The organism is Pseudomonas sp. AK181 (assembly GCF_051122975.1).
Lineage (GTDB): Bacteria > Pseudomonadota > Gammaproteobacteria > Pseudomonadales > Pseudomonadaceae > Aquipseudomonas > Aquipseudomonas lactis.
The window spans coordinates 5,801,157-5,819,859 of record NZ_CP146348.1 but is presented as its reverse complement, the minus strand read 5'-3'; the positions used below and the strand labels follow the sequence as shown (position 1 = coordinate 5,819,859).

The following is an 18,703-nucleotide window of genomic DNA, read 5'->3' as shown; positions in this document are numbered from 1 at the left end:
GACGCTGATATATAGTTCACCCCCAGGTTCCCTCTGACGACGAGTGCCCCCATGTTTAACAAAGGACTGTTCCTCGCTTGCGCGCTGGCCCTGCTGAGCGCCTGTGATTCTTCCGATAAACCGGCTGCACCCGCGGCCCCTGCAGCGCCAAGCGTGGCGCCCAAACCTGCCAAAGCGGCGGTGGACGTGGCAGCGTTGAAGCAACGCTATGCCGGGCGCGAGCTGAGCGTGGTGGACGTGTCCGAGGTGCAGTTGGACGGGGCCAGCACCTTGTCGGTGAGTTTTTCCATCCCCTTGGACCCCGATCAGAAATTCGCCGACAAGCTGCACTTGGTAGACAGCACGTCCGGCAAGGTCGATGGCGCCTGGGAACTGTCCGATAACCTTATGGAGCTGCGCCTGCGTCACCTTGAGCCGCAGCGCAAGCTGGTGCTGACCGTGGACGCCGGGGTGAAGGCAGTCAACGGCAACACCCTCGCCGCCGAATACAGCGCCCGCCTGGAAACCCGCGACCTGCAAGCCACCGTCGGCTTCGCCAGCCGTGGCACTTTGTTGCCGACGCGCCTGGCCGAGGGCCTGCCGGTGATCGCGTTGAATGTCGACAAGATCGACGTGGAATTCTTCCGGATCAAACCCGAATCCCTGCCATCGTTCCTGGCGCAGTGGGGGCGCAATACCAGCCTGCAAAGCTATGAGTCCCGTGAACTGCTGCCGATGGCCGAGCTGGTCTACGGCGGGCGTTTCGACCTGAACCCGGCGCGCAATACCCGCGAAACCCTGTTGCTGCCGATTGCCGGCCTCAAACAACTGCAGCAACCCGGCGTGTACCTGGCGGTGATGCGCGCTTCAGGCACCTACAACTATTCGCAACCGGCCACCCTGTTCACCTTGAGTGATATCGGCCTGTCGGTGCACCGCTATGCCAATCGCCTGGATGTGTTTACCCAGGCGTTGGAAGGCGGCAAGGCACTCAACGGTGTCGAACTGGAAATCCTCGATGCCGAAGGCCGCGTGCTCGGGCAAGGCAAGACCGAAGACGGCGGCCACGCCGAGCTGCCGCTGCCGAAAAAAGCCCAGGTGTTGCTGGCCAAGCAGGGCGAGCAAACCAGCCTGCTGCGCCTGGACAGCGCCGCGCTGGACCTGGCGGAGTTCGATATCGGTGGGCAACCCTCCCACCCGTTGCAGTTCTTTGTGTTCGGCCCGCGTGACCTGTATCGCCCTGGCGAAACCGTGCTGCTCAACGCACTGCTGCGCGACAAGGATGGCAAGGCGGTCAAGCCTCAGCCAGTGAGTGTCGAAGTGCGGCGCCCGGATGAACAGGTGAGCCGCAAGTTCGTGTGGGAGGCCGACGCGTCCGGCCTGTATCAATACCCGTTGCAGCTGGCTGGCGAAGCGCCGACCGGCCGTTGGCAGTTGGTGTTCGACCTCGGCGACGGTAAGCCGCAACTCTATGAATTTCTCGTCGAAGACTTCCTGCCCGAGCGCCTGGCGCTGGAACTCAAGGGCAGTGACACGGCGCTGAGCCCGGAGGAAAACCCGGTCATCCAGGTCAACGGCCGTTACCTCTACGGCGCGCCCGCATCCGGTAACCGCGTCAGTGGCCAGGTGTACGTGCGGCCACTGCGTGAAGCGGTCAAATCCCTGCCGGGCTACCAGTTCGGTTCCGTCACTGAAGAAGAGCTGAGCCAGGATTTCGAACTGGACGAAAGCGTACTCGACGCCAATGGCGAGCAAGCGCTGACCCTGGAAAGCAAGTGGGCCGAGGCCAAGTCGCCGTTGCAACTGATTGTGCAAGCCAGCCTGCAGGAGTCCGGCGGTCGGCCGATCACCCGGCGCCTGGTGCAGCCGATCTGGCCGGCCGAGCAACTGCCGGGCCTGCGTGGCCTGTTTGACGGCAAGGAAACCAACGGCGATGGCCCGGTGGAGTTCGAAGTGCTGGTGGCCAACCAGGACGGTCAGAAGCTGGCCGCCCAAGGCCTCAAGGTGCGCCTGGTGCGTGAGCGTCGCGACTACTACTGGAACTACTCGGAGAATGACGGCTGGAGCTACCACTTCAACGAGAAATTTCTCAACCTCGATGAGCAGAGCCTGAACATCAAGGCTGGCGACACCGCCAAGGTCAGTTTTCAAGTGGAGTGGGGCCCTTACCGTGTGGAGGTTGAAGACCCGCAGACCGGGCTGGTCAGCAGCCTGCGCTTCTGGGCCGGCTACCAGGCCCAGGACAACACCGAAGGCGGCGCCGTGCGCCCCGACCAGGTCAAGCTGGCGTTGGACAAACCCGCCTATGGCGATGGCGACACCGCCAACGTTACCGTCACGCCACCGGCGGCCGGTAAAGGCTACCTGTTGGTGGAGTCTGCCGAAGGGCCGCTGTGGTGGCAGGAAATCGACGTGCCGGCCGAAGGCAAAAGCTTTGCGGTGAAGCTCGACCCGAAATGGTCGCGCCATGATCTGTATGTGAGCGCCCTGGTGATTCGCCCCGGCGAGCGCAAAGCCAATATCACGCCTAAACGCGCCGTGGGCTTGCTGCATCTGCCGCTGGATCGCACCCAGCGCAAACTCGGCCTGACCCTCACCGCGCCAGAGAAAATGCGCCCCAAACAACCGCTGACGGTGAAGATCGCCGCCAAGAACGCCGATGGCAGCGTGCCCCAACAGGTGCACGTACTGCTGGCGGCGGTGGACGTGGGCATCCTCAATATCACCGAATACCCAACGCCCGATCCGTACGCCAGCCTGTTTGGCCGCAAAGCCTATGGGGTCGACCAGTTCGACATCTATGGGCAACTGATCGAAGCCGGCCAGGGCCGTCTGGCCAGCCTGGCATTTGGTGGCGACGCGGCGTTGGCCAAAGGCGGCAAGCGCCCGGACACCAGCGTAACTATCGTCGCCCTGCAAAGCGCCCCGGTGAGCTTGAACGAGAAAGGCGAGGGTGAAGTCAGCGTCAATATCCCCGACTTCAATGGCGAACTGCGCCTGATGGCCCAAGCCTGGAGCGATGATCGCTACGGCATGGCCGAAGGCAAGACCGTGATCGCCGCCCCGCTGATCGCCGAGTTGTCGGCACCGCGCTTCCTGGCAGGAGGCGACCAGACCACCTTAGCCCTGGACCTCTCCAACCTGTCGGGCAAGGCGCAGAAGCTCGATGTGCAATTGACCGCGCAAGGTCAGTTGCAGTTGGTCAACAGCGGCGCGCAGTCGGTTGAGCTCAAGCAAGGCCAGCGCACCACCTTGCGTATTCCGGTACAAGCCTGGGGCGGGCTCGGCCAGGGCAAGGTCAAGGTCACCGTCAACGGCCTGGACTTGCCGGGTGAGAACCTGCCGCCGTTCAGTCGCGAATGGACCTTGGGCGTACGTCCGGCGTACCCGGCCTTGCTCAAGCATTATCGCGCAGTGCTCAAGGATCAGCCGTGGAGCTTGCCGTCGGGCGCACTGGACCAATTCGACGCCTCGGGGCGTGAGGCGCTGTTGAGCCTGTCGAGCCGGCCGCCGTTGAACCTGGGCGCGCAGATCAGTGCACTCAAGGCTTACCCCTATGGTTGCCTGGAGCAAACCGCCAGTGGCTTGTACCCCTCGCTGTACGCCGACGACGCGCTGCTCAAGCGCCTGAGCATCAAGGGCGAGCCGGATGCCGAGCGCAAACGCAAGATCGAGCTGGGCATCGAGCGCCTGCTGGGCATGCAGCGTTACAACGGCAGCTTCGGTTTGTGGGGCGCCGATGGCGAGGAAGAATATTGGCTGACCGCCTATGTCACCGACTTCCTGCTGCGCGCCCGCGATCAGGGTTTTGCCGTACCGCCTGAAGCCTTGAAGAAGGCCAGCGAGCGCCTGTTGCGGTATGTGCAGGAGCGCAACCTGATCGAGGTGGGTTACAGCGACAACGCCGAACACACCCGGTTTGCCGTGCAGGCGTATGCCGGCATGGTGTTGGCGCGCAGTCAGCAGGCACCGTTGGGTGCGTTGCGCAGCCTGTTCGAACGGCGCAGCGATGCGCGCTCCGGGTTACCGCTGGTGCAGTTGGCCATTGCCCTGCAGAAAATGGGTGACCAGCCGCGTGCGGATCAGGCGCTGTTGGCCGGGTTGGCGGCGCAGCGCAATGCCAATGAGTGGCTGGCCGACTACGGCAGCCCGCTGCGCGACCAGGCGATGATCCTGGCGTTGCTGGAGGAGAACGACTTGGCCAAGGGCCAGCGCGAGGAGCGTTTGTTCACCCTGTCGGACCAATTGGCGGCCAGCCCGTACCTGTCGACCCAGGAGCGTAATTCCCTGTTCCTGGCCGGGCGCCTCGGGTTCGCCAAGCCGGAAACGAACTGGCAAGTGTCGCTCACCGGCAGCGGCGGTGTGCGTGAGTTGAACAACCAGCAATCGACGTTGCAATTGGACGGCGCACTGCTCTCCAGCGACCTGGCCTTGAACAATCAGGGTGAAGCGCCGGTGTACCAGCAATTGACGGTTTCGGGTTATCCACAAGTGCCGCCAGCGGCCGGTGGCAACAACCTGAGTATCCGCCGCGAATACCTGGGCATGAACGGCCAGCCGTTGAACCTGCGTAACCTCAACAGCGGTGATCTGGTACTGGTGCACTTGGCGGTCAGCGCCAAGCAGCGCGTACCGGATGCCCTGGTCGTTGACCTGTTGCCTGCCGGCCTGGAACTGGAAAACCAGAACCTGGCCCAAAGCGCGGCGAGCCTTGAGAACGCCAGCAGCCAGGTGAAGGAGTGGCGTGAGTCGATGCAGAATGCATCGCTCAAGCATCAGGAGTTCAGGGACGATCGCTATGTGGCGGCGATGAATCTGGATGGCTATGGCACCACGCACTTGCTGTACCTGGCGCGTGCGGTGACCCCGGGAACCTACCGCGTGCCGCCGCCGCAGGTGGAGTCGATGTATCGGCCGAACTGGCAGGCGGTGGGTGAAACGCCAGTGGATATGGTGATCAAGGGCCGCTGAAAGCCACTGTAGGAGCGAGCTTGCTCGCGAAAAACGTCAACGATAACGCGTGCTTCCTGAATCAACGCGGCGCCTGTGAGTTTTTCGCGAGCAAGCTCGCTCCTACAGGAGGGGGGCGAGGGGTTGTAATGTCAGTGTACGACCCAACTCAGCAACCACAGGCCCAGCATCAGCCAGATGATCCCCGCGATAATCGAGGCCCGCATAAAGGCGCGTACCGCCGAGTAGAGGAACAACAGGCCGACGATCAGGGTGATGATGCTGATGATCGAGGTGTCCATGCCCAAGGTGCGTGATAGGCCGTCGATAAAGTTGCCGCCGGCGTGGGTCAAGGCCCCGAACAAACCGCTGAGCCCGTCGACGATAAAACGGATGACGGAACCGAGCGCCTGGCCCAACCATTCGAAAAAGCTTTCTACCTGCATGTGCGTGTCCTGATGAGAAGGTGGGCGTAACTGTGCCTTTGGTTGTCGATAACGCAGGCGAGTTCCCTGCAAGCATAGAGGTTTGCCCGTTTGAGTTTTAGTTTAATCACGCCCGGATCTACTCGGTCCAATGTGGGAGCTGGCTTGCCTGCGATAGCGGTGGGGCAGTTGTGGATAAGTTGACTGATCCTGCGCTATCGCAGGCAAGCCAGCTCCCACAGGTATTGCGCTGGGCTTTGGGTGGTGTGGTGTTGGTGGTTGCCCTGCTATGGCTGGCCGATCGCATCTGGCCCTTGCCCCTGCCCCAGGACGACCTGGCCCGAGTAGTGCTGGCCGAAGATGGCACGCCCCTGTGGCGATTTGCCGATGCCAATGGCGTATGGCGCTACCCGGTATACACCAGCGAAGTCTCGCCTTATTACCTCGACGCGCTGCTCACCTATGAAGACCGTTGGTTCTACCAACACCCCGGCGTAAACCCATTGGCGCTGGTACGGGCGACCTGGCAAAACCTGAGCGGTGCGCGGGTGGTCTCCGGCGGCAGCACTTTGTCGATGCAAGTGGCGCGCTTGCTCGACCCGCACTCACGCACCCTGCACGGCAAGTTGCGCCAACTGTGGCGTACCGCGCAGTTGGAGTGGCACCTGTCCAAGGACGAAATCCTCAACCTGTACCTGAACCGCGCGCCTTTCGGCGGCACGCTGCAGGGTGTGGCGGCGGCGAGTTGGGCCTACCTGGGCAAGTCACCGTCACAGCTGACCCACGCCGAGGCCGCGTTGCTCGCGGTGTTGCCCCAGGCGCCGAGCCGTTTGCGCCCGGACCGTCATCCGCAGCGCGCCCAAGAGGCCCGCGACAAAGTGCTGCGCCGCTTGGCCGAGTTTCAGGTATGGCCGCAATCGGCGGTCGATGAAGCCCTGGAAGAGCCCCTGTTGCTCGCCCCACGTCTGGAGCCAAGCCTGGCGCCTTTGCTGGCACGCCGCCTGAACCGCCCCGACAGCCCGCCACTGATCCGCACCACCCTGGATGCCACCCTGCAACGCCGTCTCGAAGACCTGTTGCTGGGCTGGCGCGCCCGCCTGCCGGAACACACCTCGGCGGCCATCCTGGTGGTGGAAGAAGAAAGCATGGCGGTACGCGCCTACCTGGGGTCGGTGGATATCAACGACACCAAGCGCTTTGGCCATGTGGACATGATCAGCGCACTGCGTTCGCCCGGTTCCACCTTGAAACCTTTTCTCTATGGCATGGCGTTGGATGACGGCCTGATCCACTCCGAATCGCTGTTGCAGGACGTGCCTCGACGCTATGGCGATTACCGCCCAGGCAACTTTTCCATGGGCTTTACCGGGGCGGTGCCGGCGAGCACGGCGTTGTCCAGCTCGTTGAACCTGCCGGCGGTGCAACTGCTGGAAGCCTACGGGCCCAAGCGCTTTGCCGCACAGATGCGCATCGGTGGCATGCCGTTGGCGTTGCCGGCGTTGGCCGAGCCGAACCTGGCGCTGATCCTCGGCGGCGCGGGCAGTCGCCTGGAAGACCTGGTAAGCGGCTACAGCGCCCTGGCCCGCGATGGCAAGAGCGCCACCCTGCGGTTACAGCCGGACGATACGCTCAGGGAGCGGCCGTTGCTGTCGCCCGGCGCCGCATGGATTGTGCGGCGCATCCTCAGCGGCCAGGCGCGGCCCGATCGCGACCCGCGCGCCGAGCTGGTCCAACGCCCGGTGCTGGCGTGGAAAACCGGTACCAGTTACGGCTTTCGTGATGCCTGGGCGATTGGCGTGGGCCCGCGTTATCTGATCGGCGTATGGATCGGCCGGCCCGATGGCACACCGGTACCGGGGCAGTTCGGCCTGGCGTCGGCGGCGCCGTTGATGTTGCAGGTGCATGACGTGCTGACCAACCGCGACAGCCAGCGCGGCATCAGCGCGCCGGTCAAACCGGTGCCTGCCAATATCGGCGTGGCGGCGATCTGTTGGCCGCTGGGCCAGCCCATGAGCCGCAGCGATCCCAATTGCCGCCGCCAGCGTTTTGCCTGGACCTTGGACAACACCACGCCGCCGACCTTGCAGGCATTGGATCAACCTTTGAGTGTGGGCTTGATGGAAAGCATCTGGGTCAACGCCAAGGGCTTGCGGGTCGATGCCCATTGCCCTGGGGCAACCCCCCAAAATATTGCCCTGTGGCCTGCGCCGCTGGAGCCCTGGTTGCCAAGGATTGAACGCCGTGAAGCGCGCATTCCTGCGCCTGACCCGGATTGCCCTCCACCGGCGCTGGCTGCGGCGTCGCCATTGTCCATTGTGGGCGTGCGCGAAGGCGATCAATTGCGTCTGCCCGCTGCCAGTCAACAAGCCTTACGCCTGAAAATCTCGGCTCTGGGCGGCAGTGGTCGGCGTTGGTGGTTCCTCAACGGTGCGCCGTTGGGTGACAGCGCCAATCAGGACAGCATCAACGCCAGTTTTGAACGGCTGGGGCGCTATCAGCTCAGCGTATTGGATGAAGCCGGTCAAACCGCCAGGCTCGAATTCAGCGTCGTCGACTGATCGTTGCTGATCGTTCCCACGCTCTGCTGATCGTTCCCACGCTCTGCGTGGGAACGCCGCCTGGGACGCTCCGCGTCCCGTCATGGGGTAAGCTATACCCATTCAGGAGCCCCCGCATGAACCTCGAACACCTCACCGAACGCCTGCACCGCATCCGCGATACCAACGACTGGAAGCAGTTCCACAGCCCGAAAAACCTGGCCATGGCTGCCAGCGTGGAAATGGCCGAGCTGGTGGAAATCTTCCAATGGCTCACCGAAGACCAATCCCGCCAACTGCCCGCCGATAAACTCGCCCATGCGGGCCAGGAGGTCGGCGATATCGTCTTGTACCTGCTGTTGCTGTGCAGTGAACTGGGCCTGGATATGAACGAGGTGGTACGCGCCAAGCTGGCCGACAGCGAACGGCGGTTTGCCCATGAGTGATCGTCATTTCGACCAGTTGGCCACGCGCTTTGCCGAAAAGATCTACGGCGGTGCCAAGGGCGCGATTCGCTTGGCGGTGCTCCAGGCCGATCTGGTGGAAGCCTTGCCGCAGCGGCCTCTGCGCGTGCTGGATATCGGCGCCGGCCTGGGGCATATGTCGCTGTGGCTGGCCGAGCAGGGCCACGAGGTGACCCTGGCCGAACCCGCCGCGCCGATGCTTGAAGGTGCGCGCCAGCGCTTCGCTGACGCGGGCCAAAGCGCGACCTTTATTCATGCACCGTGGCAGGACTTGCTCGGCCAGCTCACCGAGCCTTACGATCTGGTGCTGTGCCATGCCGTGCTGGAGTGGTTGGCCGAGCCCCACGCCATCCTACCGGTGCTGCACCAACTGACGCTGCCGGGTGGCTGGTTGTCCCTGGCGTTCTACAACCGTGATGCGTTGATCTACCGCAACCTGCTCAAAGGCCACTTCCGCAAAATGCGCAAGAACGACATGGCCGGCGAAAAGCAGAGCCTGACGCCGCAACAACCCCTGGACCCAAGGGAATTGGCGGCGCAACTTGAAGGGTTGTGGCAGGTCGAAAGCCAAAGTGGCGTGCGGGTGTTCCACGACTATATGCCGGTGGAATTCCAGGCGCGCGCCAACCTGCAGGACTTGTTGGAGATGGAGCTCGCTCACCGTCGTCACCCAAGCTTTGCCGGGCTTGGGCGATATTTGCACTGGATCTGCCGCCCGGTTTAAGCGGCCCAGCGTGGGAGGTCGACATGCGTCGTCTCGGTTTAATCCTGTTGTCCCTAGGCCTTGGCGCTTGCTCAAGCCCCAACCCTTACGTGGCCAGTTCGGCACCGATGCCGCCGGCGCCCGCCCAGGCGGCCACCACTTTTGATGCCAGCGCCTACCCCGCGCCGGTGCGCGACTATGGCGCCTACCGCAGCTGGGGCTGGCTCAACGGCCAGTTGCCGCCGGGCACGGCCTGGGCCGATTCGGCGCAGATTGCCGAGGCGGTCAGCGGTGCCCTCGACCAGCGTGGCTTGCGCCCCTTGCATGACAAGCGCGCGCCCGACTTGCTGGTGAGCGCCGATGTACGCCTGGAAAAACGCTTGCGCCAGGTCCAGGACGATTATGGTTACGGCTACGGCGGCTATAACCGCTATGGCAACGGTTACGGCATGTACAACAGCGTGCCCGTGGTGCGCACCTATGAAGTGACCGTGGCCGTGGCGCGTATCAGCCTGTTCGATGCGCGCACCCGCCAGCCGGTGTGGAGCACCAGCGCCGAAACCACCAGCCAGGGCAGCCTGAGCGAACGCGCCGATAGTTTGCGCAAAGCGATGCAGAAGGCAATGGCTGCCTATCCACCCAGTTAGCAGCTATTCTCATTACAGGCCCACGTTGTTTTTGGAGAACACCATGCTTCGTCGCATCGCTGCACTTGCTGTTGTCATGTTGCTGGGCGGTTGCCAGAGCAACCAGGTCAACCACGATTTCGACGCCAGCCGAGACTTCGGCGCCTACCGCAATTGGGCCTGGAAAGACCCGGCGTTGCAGTACCGCCCCGATGATCCGCGAATCAAGAGCGACCTCACCGAGCAACGCATCCGCCAGGCCGTGGGCGAACAGCTGGATCAACGCGGTTTGCGTCCTGCGGCGGCGGGTACCAAGGCTGACCTGAATGTACAGGCCTACCTGATCGTCGAAGACCGCCAGCAGCAAGTCACCACCAACTATGGCGGTGCCTGGGGCGGCCCGTGGAATGGGTACTGGGGCGCGCCGATGTACAACGAAACGCGCAACATCACCTACAAGGTCGCGACCCTCCAGATCGACCTGCTCGACGGCAAGGACGGCAAGCTGGTGTGGCGCGGCAGCGACGAACAAATGATGGCCAGTACGCCAAACCCCGAGGATCGCAACAAGGCCATCCGCAACACTGTGACCAAGATCCTCTCCAACTACCCACCGCGCTGATCACTCACTGTAGGAGCGAGCTTGCTCGCGAAAAACGTCAACGATAACGCGTGCTTCCTGAATCAACGCGGCGCCTGTGAGTTTTTCGCGAGCAAGCTCGCTCCTACAGTATCAGGGAGTATCAGGGCATCTCCGCCAGTCGCCAATGTGGCGAGTTGCCAGCAACCTGCCAAAGCCTTGTCTACACTCCAGTGCAACGGAGAGTTAGCGCAGGAGTGCTTCGATGTCTCCCCGATTCGGCTCCAGGCAGCGTGGTGCAATTGGCTTGATGGCGGCAGGCACCTTGGCCTTGGCCCTGGTGTTCACGTTGCTGGCGGTCGACAGCGGGCGCTTGTATTTGGAAAAGCGCAAGTTGCAGTCCGTTGCCGACACCTCGGCGTTGGAGGCGGCAGGTCTGGGTGGCCAGTGCGGTACCAACACCACGGCCAACGCCTATGCCACGCAAAATGCCGCGCGCAACGGTTTTGTGGTCGGTAATGGCAGCACCCTGGCGGTGACGTGCGGCACCCTGGCGACCAATGCCCTCAATACCCGCGTATTTAGCGCCGATGCCACCAAAAGTGATGCCATCCGCGTGGTGGCCTCGCGCACCGTCCTGACCAGCATTGCCAATGGCCTGTGGAACCTGTTCAGCGGCGCGCCGATCACCCCGCAAATCAACTTGAGCGCCACCGCCGTCGCCGCGACACCGCCGCCCGTGGCGCAGCTGTCGATTCGCAGCAGCCTGGCCAGCGTTGATTCAAGCAAGTCCCCACTGCTCAACCTGGTGATCGGCAACCTGCTCGGCGGCAACCTCTCGCTCACGGCGGCGGGTTGGAACGGTTTGCTGCAGACCAACGTCAACCTGCTCAGTTACCTGGACCAACTGGCGATCAACCTGAATGTGAAGGCCGGTGACTATGACGCCTTGCTCAGTACCGCAGTCTCGGCGACTCAACTGATCGACGCTGCGGTGAAGGTCTTGCAGAAAAACGGTGCGGCGGCCACGGCGGTCATCAATGATGTGATTTCGATTCAAGCGATTGCGCCGAACAGCAAGCTGTTGACGGTGGGAGACCTGGTCGACATCGCCACCGGCACGCCGACGGCGGCGCTGAACAGCAACGTGCAATTGTTTCAACTGTTGGAAGCGGTGGCGCAGTTGTCCAGTAGCAAGAGTGCGGTGAGTGCGGCGGCGCAGGTCGCGATTCCGTTGGTGGGCAATGTGTCGATCCAGACCAAGGTCATCGAACCGCCGCAGCTGTCGGCGATTGGCAATCCTGTATTGGCCAAGAAGGGCTTGCAGAATACCCCGCCGACCGATCAGATTTTTGTACGCACTGCGCAAGTGCGCACGTTGGTGACCGTGCAGGCGCCGATCATCAAGGCGGTCTCTGGCGTGGCGTCCATATTGACGGGCCTGGGCACACCGGTGTCCCAGGTGGTCAAAGGGTTGTTGAACCTCAACCTGCCGGCGGTGGTTGGCGGGGTGTTGTGCCTGGTGGCCTGCAATGTGGCTGACGTCGATGTCACGACGTCGCTGGCCATTTACATTGAAGCCGGCAGTGCGCAAACCAATGTCACGGATTTCAATTGCGACTCGCCGGCCTCTAAATCCTTGACGGTGAAAACCACCACGTCCCTGGCGACGCTGGCGGTCGGTACGGTGGATCCGGTGGTGGCTTTTTCTTCCTCGGCTGCAGTCAATGTGCAGCCGGTCAGACTGATTGATTTTGGCGAGCGCTACTGTGTCGTTCTGACGCTGCTGTGCAGCCCTAATCGTACGCCGAATGTGGGGGGCGGTTTGCTGTTGAAAGCCAACTCCACCATTGCCGGGCAAACCAGCACGATGGTGTTTACGCCGGTGGCCGAGATGAATGCGCCGCCCACCTACAAGTTTGCGCCGGGCACGGCCAATATCGTCGGCAGCCTGGTGTCGACGCTTAATGGCTTGCAGGTGACTTACGCACCGCCTAGCGGCAGTGTCTCCAATGGTGCGCTGGCTGGGGTCGCCGGGTTGTTGGCGACTATCACTACGGCGGTGGTGGGTCTGATCCAGAATGTGCTGTCGCCGATTCTCGACCCCATCGTTAATACCTTGCTGAGTGCCTTGGGTATCAACCTGGGCAATGCCGAAGTCGGTGCCAACCTTACCTGCCATATGGGCCGGGCTTATCTGGTGATTTAGCTGACCTCCAGAGTTCCAAATGTGGGAGCTGGCTTGCCTGTGATGGCGGCCTGTCAGCCGACGCCTATCTACCTGACACCCCGCGATCCAACTGTGGGAGCTGGCTTGCCTGCGATAGCGGCCTGCCAGGCGACACTGTTATACCGAGTACATATCCATTGCTGCGGTAACGGCTACTTAGGGTTCCGCCCTGACGGCGGCTCACTTTTGAAAAGCGCAAAAGTAAGCAAAACGCTCTTGCCCCACCACTCGGCACCTCGCTTAGGCTCGGTGTGCCCGTAATCCGCCAGTGATTTGGGGGGCCGCCGCCACGCGCCATCCATGGCGCGGGGCGGCTAAACCGGCATCCCTGCCGGTTTACCCCCCAAATCCCTGTCGAATTCCGGCCAGCGTGGTTTAACGGGGCGCTTAAGATCAAGATCACAAGCAGATCAAAAGCAAGAGCAAGAGAGCAAGAGCAAGAGCGGCTCGCTTCGCATCGTGGTTAGCTGATTGAGTGCTGCGCGATGGGCAACTCGACGCAGAATTTCGCGCCGGCCTCGCCGTTGGTAACGCTCAGGCGTCCGCCCATGTTTTCCACAATCCCATAGCTCACCGAGAGCCCCAGCCCGGTACCCACGCCTATCGGTTGGGTGGTAAAGAACGGCTCGAAAATCCTCTCCAGCAGACGCGGGTCTATCCCGCCGGCGTTGTCTTCGACCCAGATGCGTACATGGCGGCTGTCGTGCTCGCTGTGCAGGGCAATCCAGGGGCGCAGGGCAGGGTCTTTTTCTCGCTGGCTGAGCAGGGCGTCGCGGGCGTTGACCATCAGGTTGATCAGTACTTGTTCCAGTTGGTCGACATAGCCTTTGACCTGTACCGAGAAGTCGGCAGGGCTGATGCGCACGTCTACACCTTTGCCGCGCAGGCCTTCGCTGAGCAGGGACAGGGTGCCCTCCAGTGCCTGCGCGGGGTCGAAGGGTTGTTGCTCGATTTCCGAGCGGCGGCCGAACACGCGCATGTGGTCGACCACGCGGGCTGCGCGTTGCACTTGGGCGTCGATGCGCTGGAGTTTTTCCGTGAGGTAGTCGATTTGCACATCGCCATTGCCCAGGCGCTTGAGCACATTGGCGATGGCCATGCGCATCACGTTCAGCGGCTGGTTGATTTCATGGGCCAGGCCGGTGGCCATTTCGCCGAGGGTGGCCATTTTTGCGCTTTGGGTCAGTTGTTGCTGGGAGCGGCGCACTTCGGTGTTGTCGCGGCCCACGGCTTGCACTTCGATCAGGGCGCCTTGTTCATCGAAGACGCCGCGGTCCGACCACACCCACCAGGCATGTTCGCGCCCCGGCAGTTGCAGGCTGATTTCCGCGGTGCTCACCGGGAATTCCGGGGTCAGTTGCTGGATGCGCTGTACAAAGGCGGTGCGTTGTTCATCCGACAGCCACTGGCCCAGGTCGATGCCTGGCAGTTGCTCGGGCCGGCATTCCAGGTAGTTGGCCAGCGGCGTGTTGCCGAAGGTGAGGATCAGGTCGGGGCGGTAGCGGCAGATCATCGCGGGCGAGTCTTCCACCAGGATGCGGTAGCGTTCTTCGCTCTGGCGCACCTGCTCGGCGGCCAGGGTCGCCTCGGTGACGTCCAGCCACAGGCCTACGGCTTCCACTGGCAGGCCGAGGTCGTCGCGTAAAAGCTTGGCTTCGTCGAGCAGCCAGTGGTAGTGGCCTTGTTTGTCGCGCAGGCGATAGCGGCTGCGCACGTTGCCTTCGCGCAGCAGTTGGCGGGTGCGTTCGAAGTAGCACTCACGGTCGTCGGGGTGGATCAGCGCCGCCAGGGTGTCGTGGTTGCAATCGGCCAAGGTCCAGCCCAGCAGCGGCAACAGGCTGGCGCTGAAGAACGCCGGGTGCAGCGCGCCGTTGACGTAGCGCTGCACGTAGATAACGGCCGGTGAGCTGGCGATCAGGTTGTCCAGGCGCGCATGGGCGGCGGCGGCTTGCAGTTGTTGGTTCTGGATGTCGCTGATGTCGAGCATGAAGCCGATCCAGCGTCGTTCATTGCCGGCGCCCAGCACTTGGCCCTGTATGCGGTACCACAGGGGCGCCTGTTCAGCGTCGGTGCGTTGCAAGCGCACGCTGGTCAGCAGTGGCTTGCCCAGGGCTTGCAGGTCTTGCAGGCGGCTGTTGAGGGCCTGGCGGTCGGCGGGGTGGATGAGTTCGAGCCAGGTGCCGAGGGGTTGGCGGGTGGGGCCTTCGTCCAGGCTTAAGTTGCGCATTAGTTGCGGCGCCAGCTGGATCTCCTGGGTGGCGGGCAACAGTTCCCACCAGCCCGTGCCGAGCAGGCCTTGCAGGGCTTCCACGCGTTCCAGTTGCTGGTGGTGACGCTGTTCGCGCAGGCGGCCCAGCAGCGGCGCGGCGAGTGCTGCGCACAGGTTCAGCCAGTCACGCTCGCCGGTGTGGTGTGCCTGGCCGTTATAGAAACCACACAGCAGCCACGCGGCGACGCCATGGCTGTCGCGGTACGGCACCAGGAAGCCGTCAGCATTGCCGAACACACTGTGTAGGCGCGGGTTGTCGCTGCGGCCCTGGGCAATGTCCAGGCTCAGTGGCGTGTTGCCGTTGATGCTGTCCAGGCTGGTGCCCAGATGCTGCCCGGTTTGCCACAAGGCTGGGGCGTCGTGGGCGGCGTACTGGCTGTAGATGCGCCAGCCTTGGTCATCCTCATCGAGCAGTGCCATGGCGACGCAGGGGATGCTCCAGCGCTGGGCCACGCTGCGCAGGTGTTCGCTGAACACGTGATGCAGGCGGCTGAAACTGCATACGCGCAGCTGCTCGCTCATCAGGGCGGCGAGTTGGTGGTTCTGTTCGCGTTGCTGGACCCGTGCCCGGTCAGCCAGCAGGTCAGTGATGTCCAGCAAGTGCAGGGCCCAGCCGTCGCCCTCCGGCTCGATCCAGCCGCGGGTATGCAGGACCTGGCCGGCGGCGCCCTGGAAGTCCAGATCCAGGCCGTGTCGTTGCCACTCCTGCGGCGTGCCCTCGACACTCAGCGCGCTGTCGGCACGCAGCAAGGTCTGCAAGGGTGGGTTGGGCACGTTGGCAAGATGCTGGGCAAGCAAAGGCCTCAAGGCGCCCGTGATGCTCAGCACCCGGCCCAGGTTGTCCAGTTGCACTTGCAGGCCCGGCGCGGGCGTCGTTGGCGCGTCCAGAGCCAGGGCGCTGGTAAGCCCGCGCAGGCGTGCGAACAATTTATCCCCTGTCGTCAAAACTGAAGGCTCGAGGTGGCGGTGAGGTTGGTGGGCAGGTTGGGTATGGTGCCCACCCCAGGCAACACCAGGGCCGGCAAGACCGCTTTGATATTGGCTGAGGGGTAGGTGATCTTCACCGTCAGCAAATTATTGGTGTAGGTGGCGGTGATATAGCCGGGCAAGAACTTCAATGAGCCGGGGATCCAATTCAACTGGGCCTGGGCTGCATCTTTGGCGCGTTGCACAACCAGGGCCGAATAGCCGGCGGTGCTGGGGTCCAGGGACACACTGCGGCGTACCCCTTCGGCCGCCGCCTGGTGAAATGACTGCATCAACAGCAGCGGCAAACTGTAGCTGAGCATGCCGTAGAACACCGCAAAGAAAATCACGAAGACCAAGGCAAACTCGATCGCCGCAGCACCTTTTTGCTTTCTCGGGAGGCTCGATTTCATGACTGCGTCTACCCTGAGGCGAGTACTTGATATCAGCATAGAATCATTCAGCCAAAAGGGATGTTTTTTACGTGATCCAGACGCTAGTGATTGTGCTGTGGTTGGGCGTATGTGCCGTGCAGGATATTCGCCAGCGCCAGATTGCCAATACGCTGACCCTGGGCGTCGGGCTGCTGGCGTTGATCTACCTGCTGTGGGCGGGGTCGACGTGGCTGGGTGCGCCCCGCAGCGAGGGCGGCCTGGCCTTGGCTTTGGCGCTGGTGCTGACTGTGCCGGGCTATGCATTGGGCCGCTTTGGCGCGGGGGATGTGAAGTTGCTCGCCGCCCTGGGGCTGGCCTCCAATATCGAGTACCTGCTGGGGTCGCTGATCGGTGCGGGCATCGCCATGGTGGCCTGGACACTTATGCATCAAGGGCTTAGCTCAAACCGCGTTGAGCGGGCAGAGCCAGCGTCAACAAAACAGCCTTTTGCGCCCTTCGTTTTGACAGGTTTTGCCGGCAGCTGGTTTTGGATCCATCAGTCGCGAGAGTTGATTAATGCTATGTACATAGTCGGAAAGTACGTCTACGTTTAATCAGGAGTTGTAGGAATTCTCGTCAGAAAGGATAGGTCATCATTTGGCTTGCCAGGCATGGAGTAGCGCGTGAACAAGCTTACGTCCGCAGTAAAAGTGCTCGTTGTCGACGATCAACCCTTAATCGTGGAGGAGCTCTGTGAATTTCTTGAAAGCAGCGGGTACCGTTGTGTCCCGTGCGAGTCCAGTGAGCAAGCTGTCCAGCGTTTCAAGGACGACCTTCAGATCGGTTTAGTGCTGTGTGACCTGCATATGCCGGACATGGACGGCATCGAGTTGGTCCAGGCGCTGCAACGGATCGCCGGCAAGCATCGCGCGTTCGAAGCGATCATGCTCACCGGTCGCGCCGACAAGCAGGATGTGATCAAGGCCCTGCGTGCGGGCATCGCCGATTACTACCAGAAGCCGATCAACCTCGATGAATTGCTTGAAGGCCTCAAGCGCCAGGAAGCGGCCTTGGAGGAACGGCAAAAAGACCTGCAACTGGGCACGCTCAACCAGAAATTGCAGTACCTGTCCGAATCGATCAACGACTTGTATATGGACTTGGACAAGGTGCGCCGCAACCCGACGCCCCAGGACCATGACGGGGGCTCATCGGCCGATGACGCCGGGCCGGTGGAGATCCCGGCGATCTTCAATCAACTGTCACCGCGCCAGTTGGATGTGGCACGCCTGGTGGGCAAGGGCCAGACCAACTACCAGATTGCCTGTGAGCTGGGGATTACCGAGAACACGGTCAAACTGTATGTGTCCCAAGTGCTGCGCTTGACCCATATGCACAACCGCACGCAGTTGGCGCTGGCGTTGTCACCGAACAACTCGGCGATGCGCCAGCGGGTCACGGCGCACTAGTACCGCCCTTACTGTAGGAGCGAGCTTGCTCGCGAAGAACGTCAACGATAACGCGTGCATCCTGGATAACCGCGTTGTCTTGGCGTTTTTCGCGAGCAAGCTCGCTCCTACAGGGGGGTTATTTGCTGCCTTGCGCAGTGCCGCCTACTTTCTGATCAAAGAATTCCGGGATCGGGTGCTTGTTGCTGTCCAGCCAGCGCTTGAGCGCCTGCTCGCGTTCTGCCGGCGTGGTTTTTTGCGGGTTGGCCGAGGCTGCGCGACCGCTCAGTTGCAGCGCCATCCAGTTTTCCGTTTCTGCCTGCCGGGGTGAAGACGGCCCCGCTTCGATGGCCGAAGCAAGGAGCGGCAGGGCCAGGCAGGCAAGGCCGGCGAGGTAATGGAATTTCATCATCGACTCCTTATTTCACAGAGGCCGGCAGCGTGTCGCTGACCGCCGCTACCTGATCTTTGACTGGACGCTGCGGTGCCGTGCCAGCCTCCTTGAGGTGTTGCGCCCGCGCCTGGGCCCGGGTCACCTGCTCGGGGCTCAAGCCGAGTTGGCCGACCACTTTTGCGGCTTGCTCCCAGTTGTCCTGGTAGATCAGCAACGTCACTAGGTTGACCGCCGCCAGTTGATCGCTCTGCTTGAGCTCGATGGCGGTCATGAATTCAAAGCGTGCGTCTTCCAGGCGTCGTTGGTCGAGGTACACCACGCCCAGGTCATTGCGGATTTTTTCGTCGGTGGGCGCCAGCCGTGCCGCACGTTGCAGGTGGGCCATGGCCTGGCCGTTGTCGCCCTTGGCCGACGCCAGTTGCCCCAGGCCGTGCTCACCGTCGGCGGCCAGGCAGGTGCCCAGCAGGCTGCGGTACAACGGCTCGGCGTCGGGACGGCCTAGCAAGCGATAGGCACGGGCCTGGCGTTGACGAACCTGGGGCAGGGCGCTGGGCAGGTTTTGCAGGTTGGCGAGGCTGGCGTGCAGCTTGCCTTCGTTGGCCATGTCATCGGCCAGGTTCAGCGACAGCTCCTGGTCGGCGCTGGGCTTGGGGCAACTGCCCGGCGCCAGCAACCCGGCCCACGGAGCCTGGCCATTGCTGGCACAGCCGCCCAGCATCAGCAGGCTCAAGGCGACGATCAGTGGTTTCATGGCAGGC

At 62.6% G+C, this 18,703-nt stretch carries 14 protein-coding genes; 9 read left to right on the top strand and 5 right to left on the bottom strand.

Going from position 1 to position 18,703, the window contains the following annotated elements:
• Window positions 1-51: 51 nt before the first annotated feature.
• Window positions 52-4,950 carry an alpha-2-macroglobulin family protein gene (locus V8689_RS26645; protein WP_282389612.1) on the top strand — a complete coding sequence of 1,633 codons (4,899 nt, stop codon included), beginning with the start codon at window positions 52-54 and terminating at the stop codon, window positions 4,948-4,950.
• 131 nt (window positions 4,951-5,081) lie between these two features.
• On the opposite strand, the gene V8689_RS26640 is transcribed toward V8689_RS26645, so the two are convergent.
• Window positions 5,082-5,375, bottom strand: coding sequence for a hypothetical protein (locus tag V8689_RS26640; RefSeq protein ID WP_056782809.1), 294 nt, complete (start codon window positions 5,373-5,375; stop codon window positions 5,082-5,084).
• A 245-nt stretch (window positions 5,376-5,620) separates the two neighbouring features.
• On the opposite strand from V8689_RS26640, the gene pbpC reads away from it, so the two are divergent.
• The 6 genes from pbpC to V8689_RS26610 all read left to right on the top strand — a co-directional run bounded on the left by pbpC (window position 5,621) and on the right by V8689_RS26610 (window position 12,473).
• A complete protein-coding gene (gene pbpC, locus V8689_RS26635) occupies window positions 5,621-7,912 on the top strand; it encodes a peptidoglycan glycosyltransferase PbpC (RefSeq protein ID WP_056782892.1) in 2,292 nt (763 codons plus the stop codon).
• Between the two features lie 116 nt (window positions 7,913-8,028).
• Complete coding sequence (locus tag V8689_RS26630) at window positions 8,029-8,337, top strand: MazG-like family protein (RefSeq protein WP_003188211.1); 309 nt, start codon at window positions 8,029-8,031, stop codon at window positions 8,335-8,337.
• Window positions 8,330-9,079: a methyltransferase gene (locus tag V8689_RS26625; protein WP_003188212.1), complete on the top strand. Its 750-nt coding sequence runs from the start codon at window positions 8,330-8,332 to the stop codon at window positions 9,077-9,079. Before V8689_RS26630 ends, V8689_RS26625 begins: the two co-directional genes overlap by 8 nt.
• Before the next feature lie 23 nt (window positions 9,080-9,102).
• Window positions 9,103-9,705, top strand: a complete 603-nt coding sequence (locus V8689_RS26620) for a DUF4136 domain-containing protein (RefSeq protein WP_056782811.1) — start codon at window positions 9,103-9,105, stop codon at window positions 9,703-9,705.
• A 43-nt stretch (window positions 9,706-9,748) separates the two neighbouring features.
• A complete protein-coding gene (locus V8689_RS26615) occupies window positions 9,749-10,306 on the top strand; it encodes a DUF4136 domain-containing protein (protein ID WP_056782813.1) in 558 nt (185 codons plus the stop codon).
• 223 nt (window positions 10,307-10,529) lie between these two features.
• The gene (locus V8689_RS26610) at window positions 10,530-12,473 is read left to right on the top strand and encodes a pilus assembly protein TadG-related protein (RefSeq protein WP_434520652.1); all 1,944 of its coding nucleotides are present in this window, start codon (window positions 10,530-10,532) and stop codon (window positions 12,471-12,473) included.
• Between the two features lie 484 nt (window positions 12,474-12,957).
• Here the strand turns inward: V8689_RS26610 and V8689_RS26605 are convergent, their stop codons facing one another.
• Both V8689_RS26605 and V8689_RS26600 read right to left on the bottom strand, forming a co-directional pair.
• Window positions 12,958-15,708 (bottom strand): PAS domain-containing protein, encoded by a 2,751-nt coding sequence (locus tag V8689_RS26605; protein ID WP_434520651.1) that lies wholly within the window; start codon window positions 15,706-15,708, stop codon window positions 12,958-12,960.
• Complete coding sequence (locus tag V8689_RS26600; RefSeq protein WP_056782818.1) at window positions 15,705-16,142, bottom strand: TadE/TadG family type IV pilus assembly protein; 438 nt, start codon at window positions 16,140-16,142, stop codon at window positions 15,705-15,707. The genes V8689_RS26605 and V8689_RS26600 overlap by 4 nt, the downstream gene beginning before the upstream one ends.
• A gap of 71 nt (window positions 16,143-16,213) precedes the next feature.
• On the opposite strand from V8689_RS26600, the gene V8689_RS26595 reads away from it, so the two are divergent.
• Together V8689_RS26595 and V8689_RS26590 are read left to right on the top strand one after the other, a co-directional pair.
• Window positions 16,214-16,717, top strand: coding sequence for a prepilin peptidase (locus V8689_RS26595; RefSeq protein ID WP_056782821.1), 504 nt, complete (start codon window positions 16,214-16,216; stop codon window positions 16,715-16,717).
• Window positions 16,718-16,786: 69 nt separating this feature from the next.
• Complete coding sequence (locus V8689_RS26590; RefSeq protein ID WP_056782823.1) at window positions 16,787-17,572, top strand: response regulator transcription factor; 786 nt, start codon at window positions 16,787-16,789, stop codon at window positions 17,570-17,572.
• Between the two features lie 118 nt (window positions 17,573-17,690).
• Here the strand turns inward: V8689_RS26590 and V8689_RS26585 are convergent, their stop codons facing one another.
• A complete protein-coding gene (locus V8689_RS26585; protein ID WP_047712481.1) occupies window positions 17,691-17,960 on the bottom strand; it encodes a DUF3613 domain-containing protein in 270 nt (89 codons plus the stop codon).
• A gap of 10 nt (window positions 17,961-17,970) precedes the next feature.
• Window positions 17,971-18,696 carry a tetratricopeptide repeat protein gene (locus V8689_RS26580; RefSeq protein ID WP_056782825.1) on the bottom strand — a complete coding sequence of 242 codons (726 nt, stop codon included), beginning with the start codon at window positions 18,694-18,696 and terminating at the stop codon, window positions 17,971-17,973.
• Window positions 18,697-18,703: the final 7 nt, after the last annotated feature.